We start from the raw sequence: 15,990 nt of genomic DNA, 5'->3' as shown, positions 1-15,990 counted from the left end.
GGCAGCGCTCCAGGAGGCTGCCGTGACCGGCAAACTCACAAATAAACCGCTTACAAACTGTGTGCTTCTTGTCCTTGCTTATCCTCTATTATCGCGTAACAATGCGCCCGTAGCTAATCGTTGGACTTTCCAGCGCGTCCCGCCAGGCCGGGCCGGCGCCGCGAAATGGTGCTGTGCGTCACGGCGGGTAGTCCCCTCCGCCCGGCAGTTGCGCCCACGCCCACAGCCACACAATCCAGACGATCTGCAGCAGCACGAACATGACCACCACGGTGCCCCGGTAGGCGCGGGAACGCGAGAGGAGGGCGGCGCTGAGTGCGAGCGGGAACAGCGGCAGCAGCATCCTGAACGTGCTGGTCTGGGGGTGCAGGAAGACCAGCAGGTAGCCCATATAGCAGCAGCACCAGAGCCTCAGCTCGGTGCCCAGGGCGACGACCGGCCGGGACATCATCAGCAGCGTGAACGCGGCAACGAACACGAAGGGAGCCAGCACGCCGAGCGTCGGCCCGAACAGCATGATGCCGGCGTCGAACCATGGCTTGAACGGCACCAGGTCATCGCCGCGCCATGCGGTTTCGGTCTTGGTGTAGGCGCCCGGATCGCCGGTCGCGGCCCAGGCGATGGCCGGCCACAGCAGGGCACCGATGCCGCTGACGGCGGTGAGCCCGCCCAGTGACCACAGCTTGGCGTTGCCGGGGAGGGCGACGCCGTCCCGGCGTTGCACTGTGACGCCCTGTGTCGCGGGGCTCTGATTCGTGGGGTGTTGTGCCGTGGGATGCTGCACAGCGCGGGTCTGCGCAGTATGGGTTTGCGCAGTGCGGGTTTTCGCAGTGAGTCGCTGCCAGAAACGGTAGAGCAGCAACAGGCCCATCATCGCGGCAAACGGAACCCCCGTGGGCCGGGAAAGGCACATCAGGACCACAACGGGCATCGCCCACAGGTACCGGCGCTCCATGACAAGCAGCAGCGCGGCGCCGAGGAGCAGCAGGTTGAGGGATTCGGCGTAGGGCACCTGCAGCACCGGCGCCACCGGGAAAGCCGCCAGGAACACGGTCCCCCAGAGCGCCGTGCGGTGCGTGGCCCGGTGCCGGAAAATTCTGTACGCCACGAGGGCTGCACCCATTCCGGAGACCAGGGCGATGGCCGTCAGGGACCACGCCGGGCCCATGCCTGTCAGCCCGGACACCACCCGGCCCAGCACGGGAAACAGGGGGTAGAAGGCCCACGTGTTCTCCTGGACGGTGCCGGCGCCGTCGGTCGGCAGAAGCGCTGGGTACCCCGCCTGCAGCGCTTGGGCGTACCAGCGGGCATCCCAGATGTTGATGAAGTTCCAGTAGTCGGGCTTGGCGGGAAACCACGGATTCACGCCCTGGTGCAGGGCGGCGGCCATGAAGATGCAGGCGCTGACCAGCCTCGCGGCGATGTAGAGTCCGGCCACCTGCGCCCACCAGGGCCACCGCGCCATCGCGGCGCCCGCGGCGGCGATGCGGCTCCACAGGGCCGCGTTCAACCCCTGGGGCTTCCGGGCCTCAGGCGCCGCGACGGTCTCCGGGTCTTCCACGCGGCTCACGGACGCTCTTCGGTCGGCGGACGGAGGCGCTCCAGTTCCTCCCCGAGTGCCTCGATCTCCTGGTCCTTGGCGATGATCTGCTCCCGCAGGTCATCCAGGACCTGATCCACCTGGTCCATCCGGTAGCCGCGGAGTCCGACGGCGAAGCGCAGACGGTCAATGTCCGCCGCGGCCGCGCGCTCGGGCAGCAGGACCGGCGGCAGTGATGCGACCGGCTCGTCGAACCCGTCGTCAAAAGAACCGCCCGCACCGCCGTCCCGGCGGCGACGGAAGATTTTCGGTGCCAGGCCGGTGCCCAGGAGGACGGCGACGCCGATCAGCACAATCGCCAGGAAAACCAGGAAGAGACTCACTAGACCATCGTGCCAGAAGCCGGACGCCGGAGCGCTCAGGCGGACGGATCAGCCCCGCGTTCCCTTGATCTCCGCCGTGCCGGTCCCGTTGGTGGAGCCGCCGTTCGGGTTCCGGTGGCGGGCGGCGCCTTCCACGACCAGCTCGACCGCCCGCGCGGGGTCGTCCACCACCTGCACGAGGTCCAGGTCCTCAGCCGAGACCATTCCCTCCGCAACGAGGGTGTCCCGGACCCACTCGAGCATGGGGCTCCAGAAAGCGGTTCCCACCAGGACGATCGGGAAGGAAGTGACCTTGCGGGTTTGGACCAGGACCATGGCTTCGAAGAGCTCATCCAGGGTGCCGAGGCCGCCGGGGAGCACGATGAAGCCCTGGGCGTACTTGACGAACATGGTCTTGCGGGCGAAGAAGTACCGGAAGTTGATGCCCAGGTCCACCCACTGGTTCATGCCCTGCTCGAAGGGCAGTTCGATTCCGAGCCCCACGGAGACGCCGTTGCCCTGCACGGCGCCCATGTTGGCGGCCTCCATCGAGCCGGGGCCGCCGCCCGTAATCACGGCCAGTCCGGCCTCGGCCAGCCGGCGTCCGACCTCGACGCCGAGTTCGTAGTACGGGCTCCCCGGCACGGTGCGGGCAGAACCGAAGACGCTGACTGCCGGACCGAGATCGGCCAGCGCGCCGAATCCTTCCACGAACTCGCTCTGGATCCGCAGCACGCGCCAGGGGTCGGTGTGGACGAACTGTCCCGGCCCTTTGGTGTCCAGCAAGGTCTGGTCGGACATCGTGACCTTGGCGGCCTTGCGGCGCAGCTCCAGCGGACCCTTGTGGCGGATTCCGTTGGGCGCCGGTGTGCTCCGGGCCTCCCGGGCCGGCTTTCCGGCGGGGTTCTGCTCCGGGTTCTGCTCGAGGTTTTGCTTGGGGCCGTGCTGCGGATCGGTACTCATGCCCATAGGCTAGCGCGGAACTCGGCCGCCGCCGCGTCGGCGCGTCGGCGCCGCACGGCCGCAAGCGCCTGCCGACGCCGTTCGCCAAGGTCAACGGCGAATGTCCGACGCAGTCCGGCAAAGGGACCTGACGTGCAGGTATCTCTTGAATCACGATCTGCACCAAAATGAGTGATTGCCGTCATATCTGGTCAATCTTCGCTAGATTCGTACTATGACTACTCAAGTGCCCGGCGATGCCCTCGTCTCCCTGAAGGCCGTGAACAAGCATTACGGCCAGCTGCACGTCCTGAAGGACATCAACCTGAACGTCCGCAAGGGTGAAGTTGTTGTTGTCATCGGCCCCTCGGGTTCCGGCAAGTCGACGCTCTGCCGCGCCATCAACCGCCTCGAGACCATCGACGACGGCGACATCAGGATCGATGGCAAGGAACTGCCCGAGGAGGGCAAGGAACTGGCCAAGCTGCGCGCCGACGTCGGCATGGTCTTCCAGTCGTTCAATCTGTTCGCCCACAAGACCATTCTGGAAAACGTCACCCTCGGCCCCATCAAGGTCAAGGGCGTTGCCAAGTCCGAGGCCGACAAGGACGCCATGGCCCTCCTGGAGCGGGTCGGCGTCGGGCATCAGGCCCCCAAACTTCCGGCCCAGCTCTCCGGCGGCCAACAGCAGCGCGTTGCCATCGCCCGCGCCCTGGCCATGAAGCCCAAGGTGATGCTCTTCGATGAGCCCACCTCGGCTCTTGACCCGGAAATGATCAACGAGGTCCTGGACGTCATGGTCCAGCTCGCCAAGGAGGGGATGACCATGATCGTGGTCACCCACGAGATGGGCTTCGCCCGCAAGGCGGCCGACCGAGTCGTGTTCATGGCCGACGGCCAGATCGTTGAGGACGCGACCCCCGAGGAATTCTTCAACAACCCCAAGAGCAGCCGGGCCAAGGATTTCCTGTCCAAGCTGCTGACACACTGACCGACTACGTTTTCGCACCCTGGCTGCCGGACGGCGGCCGCACAATGAAAGGAATGTCATGATGGCATTTTTGACCCGAAGGAAATCCCTTCTGGTTGCCGCTTCCGCAGCACTGGCACTCAGCCTGAGCGCCTGTGGCGGCAGCTCCTCCACTACCACCAACCCGCCCGTGGCCGAGAAGCCGAGCTTTCCTGCCGATTCCACCATGGCCAAGCTTTCATCCGCGGGCAAGATCACCATCGGCACCAAGTTCGACCAGCCGCTCTTCGGCCAGAAGGGCCTCGACGGCAAGCCCGTCGGCTTCGACGTCGAAATCGGCAAGCTGATGGCTGCCAAGCTGGGAATTCCCGCCGACAAGATCGAATGGGTCGAAACTGTCTCCGCCAACCGCGAGCAGTTCCTCAAGCAGGGCAAGGTGGACATGATCGTCGCCACCTACACCATCAACGACAAGCGCAAGGCCGAAGTCGACTTCGCCGGACCGTACTACGAGGCCGGACAGGCGCTCATGGTGAACAAGGACAACAACTCCATCACCAAGCCCGAAGACGTCAAGGGCAAGAACGTCTGCTCCGTGACCGGCTCCACGCCAGCCTCGACGATCGTGGAGAAGTACGGAGCCGTCCTGGTTCCGGCCGCGACCTACTCAGCCTGCCTGGAACCGCTGCGGAACCACCAGGTTGAAGCCGTCACCACCGACAACGTCATCCTGGCCGGTTTCGTGTCCAAGGAACCGGACGCCTTCAAGCTGGCATCGGATCAGACCTTCACCAAGGAGCCCTACGGCATCGGCCTGAAGAAGGATGACACCGCCTTCCGCACGTGGGTCAATGACCAGCTGGAGGCCTCCGACAAGGACGGGTCCTACAAGAAGGCCTGGGAAGACACCGCCGGCACGGTCATCAAGACCACGCCCGCGCTTCCCACGATCGACCGCTACTAGCCGGCTGTGGCGGCTGCCGGACCGCGGATTTTCCGCGGCCCGACGGCCGCCACTCCCGTCTTTCGCCTGGAATCCCCTCAACGCAGCTGAAGGAACTTATGGACGTCATCATTGAAAACCTCCCCCAGTATTGGGACGGTTTTCTCCGAACCCTTTTCCTGTCCCTGATCTCGGGGATTATCGCCTTGGTCTTCGGCACCATCCTGGCTGCCGCCCGTGTCTCGCCCGTCGCCGCGCTGCGTGGCTTCAGCATGACGTACGTCGAGATCGTCCGGAACACCCCGCTGACCATCGCGTTCTTCTTCGCAGCAGTGGTTCTGCCCCGCCTCGGCGTCACGTTCCAGCAGTTCGAGGTCGCCGCCATCATCGCCCTGAGCGCCTACACCTCGGCCTTCATTGCCGAGGCAGTGCGCTCCGGCGTCAACAGTGTCCCGGTGGGCCAGGCGGAGGCCGCCCGCAGCATCGGCATGCAGTTCACCCAGGTGCTCTCGCTGATCATCCTGCCGCAGGCCCTGCGCACCGTGATCCCGCCGTTGATCAACATTCTGATCGCCCTGGTCAAGAACTCTTCTGTGGCCGGCGCGTTCTATGTGTTGGAACTGTTCGGCCAGGGCAAGCAGCTGGCCAATGCCAACGGCGACGCCGTCATGTGGGTTCTGGTCGGCATCGCATTCTTCTACCTGCTGATAACCATCCCGCTTGGCTACCTCGCCAGCGTCGTTGAACGAAAGGTGGCGATCGCACGATGAGCTCCGTTCTCTATGACGTCCCCGGCCCCAAAGCCCGCCGGGTCTCGCTGATCGGCTCCATCATCGGCGTGATCGTGATCGGCGGCCTCCTCGTCCTGGCAGTCGTGACCCTGGCCCAGCAGGGAATCTTCGACCCCAAACGCTGGGCGGTCTTCCAGCTTCCCGAGGTCTGGGCCCTGATCGCCGCCGGCATCGGCGCCACGCTGGCCGCCGCGCCCGTGTCGGCCGTGATTGCCTTCCCGCTGGGCCTGCTCCTGTGCCTGATGCGCATCTCGGACAACGCCTGGATCAGGGTGCCCACCCGGATCGTGCTTGAATTCCTGCGCGGCATGCCCGTTGTGCTCATGATGCTGTTCGTGCTGCTCGTCTTTGCCACCAGCTCGTTCATCGCCGTCGTGGCCGGCCTGGTCCTTTACAACTCGGCGATTTTCGCCGAGATCATCCGCGCCGGCGTCCAGTCGCTGCCCAAGGGCCAGCGTGAGGCCGGCCTGGCGATCGGCCTGACGAGCTTCCAGTGCCGGCTGACCATCGAGCTGCCGCAGGCCATCCGGCGCATGCTGCCGTCCTTGGTCGCGCAGCTCGTGGTGCTGCTGAAGGACACGTCGCTCGGCTACATCGTCGCCTACGGCGAGCTGCTCCGGGCCGTGCAGGTCATGGCGGACTTCCTGGGTCCGCAGTACCTGTTCCCGGTGTTCTTCGTGGCCGCGGCCATCTACATCGCGATCGACCTGGCGGTCTCCCGCCTGGCCATCTGGCTCGAACGCCGCGGCTCCAAGCGCGCCGCCGGCGGCGTGGCGCACGTGCCGGTCGCCGGTATTCCGGCCGCCAAGTAAGCCGTCCCACCCACAAAGGGTCCGGAACCTCACGGAGGTTCCGGACCCTTTGTGCGTTACTTGTGTCCTGGGCGTTGGTTCCTGGGCGTTGCTTCCTAGGCTTTGCTAGGCGCTCAGCCAGGTCCGCAGCGCCCGCAGGCATTCGCGAATGGCGTCCGCTTCGACGTGTTCGTTGTCCTTGTGCGCCAGCAGAGCATCGCCGGGTCCAAAGTTCACCGCGGGGATGCCCAGTTCACTGAAGCGTGCGACGTCGGTCCAGCCGTACTTGGGCTTCGGCTCCGCGCCGACGGCGGCGACGAAGGACGCCGCCGCGGGGTGGTTCAGGCCCGGCCGCGCGCCGGCCGCGCTGTCGGTGCGCACGACGTCGAATCCGTCCAGCAGTTCGCGCACGACGGCCTCGGCTCCGTCCGGGGTCTTGTCCGGCGCGAAGCGGTAGTTTATTTCCACGACGCACTTGTCCGGGATGACGTTTCCGGCCGTGCCGCCGTGGATCTTCACGGCGTTGAGGCTTTCGCGGTAGTCCAGGCCGTCAACCGTCACGGTCTGCGGCTCATACGCCGCCAGCCGGGCCAGGATCGGGGCCGCGGCGTGGATGGCATTGCTGCCCATCCAGGCCCGGGCCGAATGGGCAGCCTCGCCGTTCGTGGTCACTTCGAAGCGGCTGGTGCCGTTGCAGCCGCCCTCCACCGTCCCGTCGGTCGGCTCGAGCAGGATCGCGAAGTCCCCGCCGAGCAGGGAGCCGTGATTGCGCACCAGACGGCCCAGGCCGCTCTTCACGGCCTCGACCTCCTCGTGGTCGTAGAAGACGAACGTGACGTCCTTGCCTGGTTCCGCCCCGCCGTCGAACATGGTGGCCGCCAGCGCCAGCTGCACGGCGACGCCGCCCTTCATGTCAGTGGCGCCGCGGCCGTAGAGGATCCCGTCTCCCGGGGCCCCGGAGGGCCAATACGCCGGCACGGTCCCCAGCGAGCCCTCGGTGGTGGGCAACGGCACGGTGTCCAGGTGGCCGGCCAGGATGACGCGCTCGGCCCGGCCCAGGTTGGTGCGGGCGATGATCGAATCGCCGTCGCGGACTAGCTCCAGCTGCGGCAGCTGGCGGAGGGCATGCTCCACGGCGTCGGCCAGGACCCCCTCGTTGCCGGAGACGCTGTTGATGTCGATCAGGGCGGCCGTGAGCAGGGCGACGTCCTGGCGGAGGTCCAGATGGACCGGTGTGCGGACAGGGACGCTGGCGGTGGCACTGGCAGGGGTGCGCGGATTCGTGGGGGTCACCGTTCCACCTTATCTGTTTGCCTCCCCGTCCCACCTGAGTCGCTACCGGGGCCGTTTCCAGGCGTCAAGTGGCCCCTGCAGCGTGCCAATCGGGTGTCATGAGTTTCAGCGCCCGAGGGGCCTCTCGTTAGACTTGGGCCATGACTGAAACTGCTGCTTCCGCTGTGCCCGCCGACGCCCGTTCTGACGCCCGCTCTGCCTATGGCTACGGGGTGGCCACCGTGGCTACCCGCAACGGTGACGCCACCGTGCTGGACGTGTGGTTTCCGGCGCCGGCGCTCGGAGTCGCCGCGGAGCACCTGCATGACGTGGAGAACGCGGACCAGTCGCTGATCGACATCGCCGCCAGCGGCACTGACCAGGACCGGGGCACTGAGCAGATAGTTGTCTTTGCCCAGATCAACCTGGATGCGGCACCCGCGGACACGGCGGACGCCTACCTTCGCCTGCACTTGCTCTCCCACCGGCTCGTCCAGCCCAACACCATCAACCTTGAAGGCATCTTCGGCAAGCTTCCCAACGTGGTGTGGACCAACTTCGGCCCCGCAGCCGTAGAGGACTTCGAGTTGACCCGGGCGCGCCTGCGCAAGCGCGGCGCCGTCACGGTGTTCGGCGTGGACAAGTTCCCGCGCATGGTGGACTACGTCGTTCCCTCCGGCGTCCGGATCGCCGACGCCGACCGGGTCCGGCTCGGTGCGCACCTGGCCGAAGGCACCACGGTCATGCACGAGGGCTTCGTGAACTTCAATGCCGGAACCCTGGGTACCTCCATGGTCGAGGGCCGGATCTCGGCCGGCGTCGTCACCGGCGACGGGTCCGACGTCGGCGGCGGGGCCTCGATCATGGGAACCCTCTCCGGCGGCGGCAAGGAAAAGATCTCCCTCGGCGAGCGGGTCCTCCTCGGCGCCAATTCCGGTGTGGGCATCAGCATCGGTGACGACTCGGTGGTGGAGGCAGGCCTCTACGTCACCGCCGGCACCCGTGTGCGCGTGATCGGCCCCAAGGACGCCGACGGCGAAGACACCAGCCGGATCGTCAAGGCCGTGGACCTTTCCGGCGTTCCGAACCTGCTCTTCCGCCGCAATTCCACCACTGGTGAGGTTGAGGTCCTCCCCCGCAAGGGCCAGACGGTGGAGCTCAACGAGGCCCTGCACGCCAACTGACCGAACCGGCTGGTACGGTATGGCGGGCGGCGAAGACCGCGCCGGCGGGGCCGACCCGCCCCGACGAAAAAGCCGATGACGCAGCCCGCAGGGGCCTGAGGGAGTATTTTCGTGGCACGACGAGGGAGCTGGCGGCGCCGGATCGTCCTTCTGCTGACCCTTGCGATGGTCGCGGGCGGCATCTACACCGCGGTGGCGTTCCTGCAGCGGTCGGAGACGTTGATCACCGAACGCTGCACGGCCACGGGCAGCGGAGGCGATGACCTCTCCACCGACCAGGCGGCCAACGCTGCCCTCATCACCGCCGTCGCGGTCCGGAGGGGACTTCCGGCCCGGGCCGCCAGCATAGCGCTGGCCACCTCGATGCAGGAATCCAAACTACGCAACATCGGCCATGGCGACCAGGCCGGTCCCGACTCCCGCGGACTGTTCCAGCAGCGGCCGTCCCAGGGCTGGGGCACCACGGCGCAGGTGATGGACCCGTACCACGCCAGCAATGCGTTCTACGATGCGCTCGTCGAGGTTTCCGGGTACGAGTCGCTCGACATCACCGTTGCCGCCCAGCGCGTCCAGCGCTCCGCGTACCCGGAGGCCTACGCCCAGCATGAGGTGATGGCCCGCGCCTTCGCCTCCGCCCTGAGCGGGCAGACGCCCGCGGGCCTGGACTGCTCGCTGCGCTCCCCCGATGCCGCCGGGAATCCTGCCGCCGTCACCGCAGGGCTGACCGCTGCTCTCGGGGACGTGACGGCATCCACCGACGGCCGGACCTTGCTCGTGGAGGCCGAAGGAACCCAGGCCTGGGCTGTGGGCCAGTGGGCCGTGGCCAACGCCAAGGAGCTCGAAATCACCAGCGTGGAGGTCGACGGCCGCGCTTGGAACCGGCAGTCCCGCGACGGCTGGCAGCCTGCCCAAGTCCCGGCCGGCCAGGTCAGGGTAACCGTCGCAGACGCCCCCGGCACCTGACCGCTACCGGGGGCAGTTGCAACGGGGCAGCCGCTACCGGGGTCAGCCGCGACCGGGCGGGCTCAGACGAGGAGATCGACCACTGGCTGCACGTAGCTGCGGAACAGCTCCGGCTGGGACAACAGCTCGTGGCTCATGATGATTTTATCGGGCTCGAGATACCAGGCCCGCGGCTCCGCAAGCGGGAGCTCGATGATCGTCAGGCCGAAATCCTTTGAAGCCCGTCCCACGTCAAGCAGCCGGTCCTCCACCATGTCGGCCAGCAGCTCGTTGTTGCCGTTGGCTTCGCGCTCCGCCTCAAGGGTCCCGTATTCCGCGAGGCGTTCCCGTGCCCACGTCAAAGCGGCCCCGAAGTGGGCCTGCAGCACGCGCCGGAGGGCCGGCGAATTGCTGAACGCACGGAAGCCCGGAGGGGAGAGCTCGGGGGACATTTCCGGGTGGTCTTTCAGCAGCTGTTCCCACCAGGCCTCCCATTCGGTCTTGAGCGCAGCCGGGCCGCCAACCTCGGCGATCAGGTGGGAGTGGTCCGAGGCGCGGATCTTCGGTGCCGCATGGCAGAGCGCCGGGTGTCCCGCGGTGTCCAAACCGGCGGCGTCACGAACGTAGAGGGCAATGAGCATGGGACCAGAAGTATCCATCGTGATCCGCCAGCCTGGTCCGCCGGTGTGGTGCATCCAATTGCCTCCTTGGCAAGACGTACGATCTCAGTCTATTCCTGTTGTTATGAGGCGTTAACGGCTGGCTGCCCGGCCGCCAGCCGTCGGTTCAGGCCCTCCAGGTGGGCTTCGAGGACATCCCTGCACATCACGGCCGTCATCCACTCGGGCTGCAGGAGGGCGTGCATCGTCAGACCGTCCAGGACTGCCAGCAGCAGTTCCGCTTCGGTGACGAGCACCTGCTGGTCGAGGCCGGCCGCGTGGTCGGCGTCAACGCCTTCAGCCTCGGCCAGGCCCAGGATGAGCCCGCCCACGACGGCGGCCACCGCCCGGTGGCTGCGGTCGGCCTCGGCGGCCAGGAAAGGCCTTGTCCGGGCGGCATTCTTGAAGGCCATCCAGACGCAGGCATCAACCGCCCGTTGCTCGTCCAGCGGAAGAAACTCACCCAGCAGTGCCAGGACGGCCGCATGCTGCTCCCCCGACGCCGCCGGCGCATCGTCCAGCAGGGAGTCCGCGTCGGTGAGGCGGCCGACGATTCGGTCCACCACCACGGCGAACGCGTGGGTCAACAGCTCGTCGCTGCTGGCGAAATAGTGCCGCACCGAGCCGACGGCCAGCTGCGCTTCATCAGCAACCTCCCGCAGCGAGGCCCGCTCGAGGCCATCCGTTGCGATGATCCTGAAGACTGCGTCAACTATTTCCTGGCGCCGGATGACGGCGTCGACAACCTCAGCAAAAGGTGCGCGGCCGGCGTCGTACTATCTATCACGCGCGCCGTGGCCGGCGGGCGGGCTACAGCGAGGGGTAGTTGCGTTCCGGTTCGCCGACGTAGAGCTGGCGCGGGCGGCCGATCTTCGTGTTGGGGTCGCTGATCATCTCGCGCCACTGGGCGATCCAGCCCGGCAGGCGCCCGATGGCGAACAGCACGGTGAACATCTTCTCCGGGAAACCCATGGCCTTGTAGATCAGGCCGGTGTAGAAGTCCACGTTGGGGTAGAGCTTGCGCTGGATGAAGTAGTCATCGCCCAGGGCTTTCTCTTCAAGGCGCATGGCGATGTCGAGCAGCTCGTCGTTTCCGCCGAGCTTGCTCAGGACTTCGTGCGCCGTGGCCTTGATGATCTTGGCGCGCGGGTCGTAGTTCTTGTAGACGCGGTGCCCGAAGCCCATGAGGCGGACGCCGTCTTCCTTGTTCTTGACTTTCTCCATGTAGTCCTCGGGCTTGATGCCGTCGGCCTGGATCTGGCGCAGCATCTTCAGGACGGCCTCGTTGGCACCGCCGTGGGCGGGGCCGAAGAGGGCGTTGATGCCGGCGGAGACGGAGGCGAACAGGTTCGCGTTTGAGGAACCGACCAGGCGGACGGTCGACGTCGAACAGTTCTGCTCATGGTCGGCGTGCAGGATCAGGAGCAGGTCCAGGGCCTTGGCGATGACCGGGTCCACCTCGTACTGCTCGGCCGGCAGGCCAAAGCTCAGGCGCAGGAAGTTCTCCACCAGGTTCATCGAGTTGTCCGGGTACAGCATGGGCTGCCCGATCGACTTCTTGTGGGCGTAGGCGGCGATGACCGGCATCTTGGCCATGAGGCGGATGGTGGACACCTCCACCTGCTCGGCGTTGAACGGATCCAGCGAGTCCTGGTAGAACGTCGACAGCGCCGACACGGCCGAGGACAGCACCGGCATCGGGTGGGCGTCACGGGGGAAGCCGCTGAAGAAGCCCTTGAGCTCCTCGTGCAGCAGGGTGTGGTGGCGGATCCGCTGGTCGAAGGACTCCAGCTCGGTGGGGGTCGGCAGGTTGCCGTAGATCAGCAGGTAGGAGACTTCCAGGAAGCTCGAGTGCTGGGCCAGCTGCTCGATCGGGTAGCCGCGGTAGCGCAGGATGCCGGCGTCACCATCGATGTAGGTGATGGCCGAGGTGGTGGCCGCGGTGTTCATGAAACCGGGGTCGAAGGCGACGGCGCCGGTCTGCTTCAGCAGCTTGGAAACGTCGTAGCCTTCGTTCCCTTCTACAACCTTGATGCGCGGGAGTTCGAGTTCGCCGCCGGCATGGCGCAGGGTTGCGCTGGTGGTTTCAGTCATGGAGTCTCCTCATGAGGCATCGGGGCCTCTGTCGAAAGCTGGTCCAACATCTGGTGAAGCTGCCCGCGGATCCTGTGCGGACAGGATTTCCAAAGGCCGCGCTGCCTTCTTGTGGAAAGCCACCATTGATCGTCAGTTAAAAAGTACCTTCACTTCGCGGGTGGCACTAATCCGGGGGGCCCGCAAAAGGCCAAAAACACGCCACATGTGGTACGCGTCACAGCATTGTTACGCTTCCGGGTCCAGCCGCGAGACGGCGGCGTCGATCCTTTCGTCGCTGGCGGTCAGCGCCACCCGGATGAACCCGTTGCCGGCGTCGCCGTAGAAGACCCCGGGGCCGACGACGACTCCGCGGTCCGCGAGCCGGCCCACGGTGTCCCACGTCGCCTCGCCGGCGGTGGCCCAGAGATAAAGCCCCGCCCTCGATTCATGGATTGTCAGGCCGAAACCCTCCAGCGCGGGCACGATCCGTTCCCGCCGGCCCCGGTACAGGTCCTTCTGGGCCTGGACGTGGGCATCGTTGCCGAGGGCCACGCGCATGGCTTCCTGGACCGGATAGGGCACAATCATCCCGGCGTGCTTGCGGCTGTTGACCAGGTTTGCCATGATCACCGGATCACCGGCGACAAATGCCGCCCGGTAGCCGGCCACGTTGGACTGCTTGCTCAGCGAATAGACGGCGAGCAGGCCATCGTGGGAGCCTTCTGCGACCTGCGGATCCAGGACGCTCGGGACCGGGGCGCCGCCACGCTGGACGTCCCACTCCCCCCAGCCGAGCTCGGCGTAGCATTCATCGGACGCGACGACGGCGCCGAGCTCGCGGGTCTGCCGGACGATCCGCCGCAGCGACGCGATGTCCCGGACGCTGCCGGTGGGGTTGGCCGGTGAATTGACCCAGACCAGGCGCACGCGGGCCCGGGTGCCGGCGTCGAGCTCGTCAAGGTCGTCCGCGGCGACCTGCTCCGCGCCGGCGAAGGTGGCCCCGATGTCATAGGTGGGGTACGCAACCGTGGGCCGGACGACGACGTCGCCCGGCTTCAGGCCGAGCAGGAACGGCAGCCACGCGACGAGTTCCTTGGAACCCACCGTTGGCATCACATTCTGCGGGTCGAGCCCGGGTACGCCGCGCCGGCGCGCAAACCAGCCGGCGATGGCTTCCCGCAGGGCCGGCGTCCCGTGCACTGTGGGATAGCCGGGAGCGTCCGCGGCGGCGCGCAGTGCGTCCTGGATGAGGGCCGGCGTCGCGTCCACCGGGGTTCCGATGGAAAGGTTGACGGCTCCTGCCGGGTGCCGGGCTGCCGTGGCGAGATACGGCGCCATGGCCTCCCACGGGTAATCGGGCAGGCTCAGGCCGAAGGTGCGCACCGCAGATGTCACCGTAGCGCCGTCCTAGTTCTCTTGGTTCTGCGGCGGCAGGGCGGCGATCATGGGGTGGTCGGTGTGGGTGTTCCCAACCTTCGCGGCGCCGCCCGGGGACCCGAGTTCGTCGAAGAACTCGACGTTGGCCTTGTAGTAGTCAGCCCATTCTTCGGGGGTGTCGTCCTCGTAGTAGATCGCCTCCACGGGGCAGACCGGCTCACAGGCACCGCAGTCCACGCACTCGTCGGGGTGGATGTACAGGGAACGCTCACCCTCGTAAATGCAATCGACGGGGCACTCCTCAATACATGCCTTGTCTTTGACATCTACACACGGCTGCGCGATTACGTACGTCACGTCCCTGGCCTCTCCACGTTGGTTCCGGCGACCGGCCGGATGATTTCCAGGCCCTGAGCCGGGCTGCTGACTTCTGAGCCTATTATCTCCCAGCCTGTTCCCGCGAACCTAGCCGGACGTCACACATGCTCCGCGTCTTACGATGATCTGATGAGTTCGCCTTTGCCCTTGCCCCAGCAGTTCCTCTCCTCAGCCCCGCTCGGCACCCGCGTTGTGGTCCGGTACAGGATCGAGGGCGGCCTGACGGATGCCCTCGGCGAGCTCGTGGAACGCGCCGACGGCGTATGCACCGTCCGCACCCGCCGCTCCGACGTCGTCATTGCCCTCCCCCTTGTCGTGGCAGCCAAGGAAGTCCCGCCGCCCCCGCCTCGCCGCGCCCCACGGGTGCAGGAGCCCTGACGGGCGGTCCCGGGGTGGGCGCCTCGGTGGTTGCGCCGAGGGGACATGCCCTCCGCACCACCCGACCARTGGACATGCCCTCCCYTGCTGGCCAACCACGCACATGCCCAGCCCCGCCCACGGCSACCAATGGACATGCCCTCCCCTGCTGGCCAACCACGCACATGCCCAGCCCCRCCCCCGGCCACCAATGGACATTCCCTCTCCTTGCTGCAGGAGATGGACATTTCGGCGCCATGCTCATCGCCGCCACCCAGCGCGGGACATGTCCCGTGGTGAATCGACGGAGCAAGGGACATGTCCAGTGGTAAACCAGCAGAACAAGGGACATGTGCAGGGATAACCAACGGAACAAGGGACATGTCCAGAGGTGCATCGAAAGAGCACGGGACAATTTCCGCGGTGGCTGGGCGCGGTGCAGGATCAGAGTGCAGGATCAGAGTGCAGGACCACAGGGCCGAACCGTATCGCAAGGGCGAACGAAGCTGGACGTGGAGTCTGACTCTAGGCGGCCGCAGACAGCCGGTTCAGGGCGTCGCGGACCATGGTGATGAAATCCTCGGGGTGGTCCCTCAGCAGCGGGTACGTCACAACAAGAGTCGGGATTCCCCGGCGCGTGGTGACGTTCCAACGCCGCCGGTCTTCCTCGAAGCTGGCCCTGTCCATGTGGAATCCCGCCCCGTCGGTCTCGATGCCGAGACGGCCGTCGACCATCAGGTCCAGGTGTCCCATCCCTGGAACGTTGACCTGCGATTCAACATGGAAACCGGCCCGCCGCAGCAGGAACCGGGCCAGGCACTCAATGAGCGACTGTGACTGCGGCACAATCGCCGACACGATCCGGCGCTCCCGGGTGTCGTTCCGGCCATCGAGCCGCTGACGCAACGAACCCAGCGGGAGTCCCTTCAGCACGACGGCGGATTCGGCGATGATCAGCCCGTGAGGTTCGGGTAGGCAGCGCAAGCATTGGATGACCGTGTCCAGGAGGGTCGGGGGCGCGGGCGCCCTGTGGCAGACGAAGCCCTGGTAGCTCCTGCTGTGGGTGAGGGCAACGTGCGGCTGGGCCGGGGCTTCAAGGACCCACAGCCCGCTGAAGTGTGCCGCGGTGATACACGCCGGTTCCGCCGGAAGCGAGCGTATGGCGATCAGCTGCTCGTCTGCACCGGGCAACGCATAGACGCCGCGGGCCACCCGGGACACGGTTCCCGAGGCCATCGCGGACTTGAGCTGAAAATCGGAGACCCCCGCGGCGGCAATGTATTTGGCGCGGGCGACGCCGTCGTAATTCGAGAGCACCTCGATGATGTTGGCCATTCACCCATGGTGGAGCCGCACTCTGCGCCCTGGAAGCCGGATCCTGCACTATGTGGAAAACTGCACCAGCC

General features: G+C 66.5%; 17 protein-coding genes. 7 read left to right on the top strand and 10 right to left on the bottom strand.

All coding sequences use genetic code 11. The features are described 5' to 3' along the window. Window positions 1–178 precede the first annotated feature (178 nt). Genes AC1D0A_RS11410 through AC1D0A_RS11400 form a run of 3 tightly spaced genes read right to left on the bottom strand, consistent with a single transcriptional unit; the run spans window position 179 to window position 2,865 of the window. Window positions 179–1,570 (bottom strand): hypothetical protein, encoded by a 1,392-nt coding sequence (locus AC1D0A_RS11410; RefSeq protein ID WP_476945809.1) that lies wholly within the window; start codon window positions 1,568–1,570, stop codon window positions 179–181. Beyond that, window positions 1,567–1,923 carry a DivIVA domain-containing protein gene (locus AC1D0A_RS11405; protein ID WP_476945808.1) on the bottom strand — a complete coding sequence of 119 codons (357 nt, stop codon included), beginning with the start codon at window positions 1,921–1,923 and terminating at the stop codon, window positions 1,567–1,569. Before AC1D0A_RS11405 ends, AC1D0A_RS11410 begins: the two co-directional genes overlap by 4 nt. A 48-nt stretch (window positions 1,924–1,971) precedes the next feature. Beyond that, window positions 1,972–2,865: an LOG family protein gene (locus AC1D0A_RS11400; RefSeq protein WP_476945807.1), complete on the bottom strand. Its 894-nt coding sequence runs from the start codon at window positions 2,863–2,865 to the stop codon at window positions 1,972–1,974. A gap of 214 nt (window positions 2,866–3,079) precedes the next feature. Here AC1D0A_RS11400 and AC1D0A_RS11395 point away from each other — a divergent pair, with 214 nt between their 5' ends. The 4 genes from AC1D0A_RS11395 to AC1D0A_RS11380 all read left to right on the top strand — a co-directional run bounded on the left by AC1D0A_RS11395 (window position 3,080) and on the right by AC1D0A_RS11380 (window position 6,360). After that, window positions 3,080–3,835 carry an amino acid ABC transporter ATP-binding protein gene (locus AC1D0A_RS11395; RefSeq protein ID WP_243180931.1) on the top strand — a complete coding sequence of 252 codons (756 nt, stop codon included), beginning with the start codon at window positions 3,080–3,082 and terminating at the stop codon, window positions 3,833–3,835. A 58-nt stretch (window positions 3,836–3,893) separates the two neighbouring features. Continuing rightward, window positions 3,894–4,778, top strand: coding sequence for a glutamate ABC transporter substrate-binding protein (locus AC1D0A_RS11390; protein WP_243180934.1), 885 nt, complete (start codon window positions 3,894–3,896; stop codon window positions 4,776–4,778). A gap of 98 nt (window positions 4,779–4,876) precedes the next feature. Continuing rightward, on the top strand, window positions 4,877–5,527 hold the full coding sequence (locus AC1D0A_RS11385; protein ID WP_028275680.1) for an amino acid ABC transporter permease: 651 nt from the start codon (window positions 4,877–4,879) through the stop codon (window positions 5,525–5,527). Then, window positions 5,524–6,360 (top strand): amino acid ABC transporter permease, encoded by an 837-nt coding sequence (locus AC1D0A_RS11380; RefSeq protein ID WP_476945806.1) that lies wholly within the window; start codon window positions 5,524–5,526, stop codon window positions 6,358–6,360. Before AC1D0A_RS11385 ends, AC1D0A_RS11380 begins: the two co-directional genes overlap by 4 nt. Window positions 6,361–6,465: 105 nt before the next feature. Here the strand turns inward: AC1D0A_RS11380 and dapE are convergent, their stop codons facing one another. Next, window positions 6,466–7,563, bottom strand: a complete 1,098-nt coding sequence (gene dapE, locus AC1D0A_RS11375) for a succinyl-diaminopimelate desuccinylase (protein WP_476945820.1) — start codon at window positions 7,561–7,563, stop codon at window positions 6,466–6,468. A 209-nt stretch (window positions 7,564–7,772) separates the two neighbouring features. On the opposite strand from dapE, the gene dapD reads away from it, so the two are divergent. Then, a complete protein-coding gene (dapD, locus tag AC1D0A_RS11370; protein WP_476945805.1) occupies window positions 7,773–8,795 on the top strand; it encodes a 2,3,4,5-tetrahydropyridine-2,6-dicarboxylate N-succinyltransferase in 1,023 nt (340 codons plus the stop codon). A 111-nt stretch (window positions 8,796–8,906) separates the two neighbouring features. Beyond that, window positions 8,907–9,758: a hypothetical protein gene (locus AC1D0A_RS11365; RefSeq protein WP_459385321.1), complete on the top strand. Its 852-nt coding sequence runs from the start codon at window positions 8,907–8,909 to the stop codon at window positions 9,756–9,758. 62 nt (window positions 9,759–9,820) lie between these two features. On the opposite strand, the gene AC1D0A_RS11360 is transcribed toward AC1D0A_RS11365, so the two are convergent. The 5 genes from AC1D0A_RS11360 to fdxA form a co-directional block, all read right to left on the bottom strand. Continuing rightward, window positions 9,821–10,432 carry a hypothetical protein gene (locus AC1D0A_RS11360; RefSeq protein WP_028275685.1) on the bottom strand — a complete coding sequence of 204 codons (612 nt, stop codon included), beginning with the start codon at window positions 10,430–10,432 and terminating at the stop codon, window positions 9,821–9,823. A 47-nt stretch (window positions 10,433–10,479) separates the two neighbouring features. Further along, window positions 10,480–11,127: a TetR/AcrR family transcriptional regulator gene (locus tag AC1D0A_RS11355; protein ID WP_476945819.1), complete on the bottom strand. Its 648-nt coding sequence runs from the start codon at window positions 11,125–11,127 to the stop codon at window positions 10,480–10,482. Between the two features lie 79 nt (window positions 11,128–11,206). Continuing rightward, on the bottom strand, window positions 11,207–12,490 hold the full coding sequence (locus AC1D0A_RS11350; RefSeq protein ID WP_028275687.1) for a citrate synthase: 1,284 nt from the start codon (window positions 12,488–12,490) through the stop codon (window positions 11,207–11,209). Window positions 12,491–12,718: 228 nt separating this feature from the next. Continuing rightward, complete coding sequence (dapC, locus tag AC1D0A_RS11345; RefSeq protein ID WP_308197239.1) at window positions 12,719–13,867, bottom strand: succinyldiaminopimelate transaminase; 1,149 nt, start codon at window positions 13,865–13,867, stop codon at window positions 12,719–12,721. 12 nt (window positions 13,868–13,879) lie between these two features. Further along, window positions 13,880–14,206 (bottom strand): ferredoxin, encoded by a 327-nt coding sequence (gene fdxA / locus AC1D0A_RS11340; RefSeq protein WP_028275689.1) that lies wholly within the window; start codon window positions 14,204–14,206, stop codon window positions 13,880–13,882. Between the two features lie 150 nt (window positions 14,207–14,356). Here fdxA and AC1D0A_RS11335 point away from each other — a divergent pair, with 150 nt between their 5' ends. Beyond that, window positions 14,357–14,605, top strand: coding sequence for a putative acetyltransferase (locus AC1D0A_RS11335; protein ID WP_043434852.1), 249 nt, complete (start codon window positions 14,357–14,359; stop codon window positions 14,603–14,605). Window positions 14,606–15,109: 504 nt separating this feature from the next. On the opposite strand, the gene AC1D0A_RS11330 is transcribed toward AC1D0A_RS11335, so the two are convergent. Beyond that, window positions 15,110–15,919: a type IV toxin-antitoxin system AbiEi family antitoxin domain-containing protein gene (locus AC1D0A_RS11330; protein ID WP_476945804.1), complete on the bottom strand. Its 810-nt coding sequence runs from the start codon at window positions 15,917–15,919 to the stop codon at window positions 15,110–15,112. Window positions 15,920–15,990: the final 71 nt, after the last annotated feature.

This window comes from Arthrobacter sp. P1_D4 (genome assembly GCF_056406115.1).
The sequence above is the reverse complement of the archived record's forward strand: the minus strand, read 5'-3'. Positions and strand labels throughout refer to the sequence as shown.

Bases quoted from the DNA above. Each gene is read 5' to 3' on its own strand.
- AC1D0A_RS11400 (WP_476945807.1), bottom strand. From the start codon at position 2,865: ATGAGTACCGATCCGCAGCACGGCCCCAAGCAAAACCTCGAGCAGAAC.
- AC1D0A_RS11395 (WP_243180931.1), top strand. From the start codon at position 3,080: ATGACTACTCAAGTGCCCGGCGATGCCCTCGTCTCCCTGAAGGCCGTG.
- AC1D0A_RS11390 (WP_243180934.1), top strand. From the start codon at position 3,894: ATGATGGCATTTTTGACCCGAAGGAAATCCCTTCTGGTTGCCGCTTCC.
- AC1D0A_RS11385 (WP_028275680.1), top strand. From the start codon at position 4,877: ATGGACGTCATCATTGAAAACCTCCCCCAGTATTGGGACGGTTTTCTC.
- AC1D0A_RS11380 (WP_476945806.1), top strand. From the start codon at position 5,524: ATGAGCTCCGTTCTCTATGACGTCCCCGGCCCCAAAGCCCGCCGGGTC.
- dapD (WP_476945805.1), top strand. From the start codon at position 7,773: ATGACTGAAACTGCTGCTTCCGCTGTGCCCGCCGACGCCCGTTCTGAC.
- AC1D0A_RS11360 (WP_028275685.1), bottom strand. From the start codon at position 10,432: ATGCACCACACCGGCGGACCAGGCTGGCGGATCACGATGGATACTTCT.
- AC1D0A_RS11350 (WP_028275687.1), bottom strand. From the start codon at position 12,490: ATGACTGAAACCACCAGCGCAACCCTGCGCCATGCCGGCGGCGAACTC.
- AC1D0A_RS11335 (WP_043434852.1), top strand. From the start codon at position 14,357: ATGAGTTCGCCTTTGCCCTTGCCCCAGCAGTTCCTCTCCTCAGCCCCG.
- AC1D0A_RS11330 (WP_476945804.1), bottom strand. From the start codon at position 15,919: ATGGCCAACATCATCGAGGTGCTCTCGAATTACGACGGCGTCGCCCGC.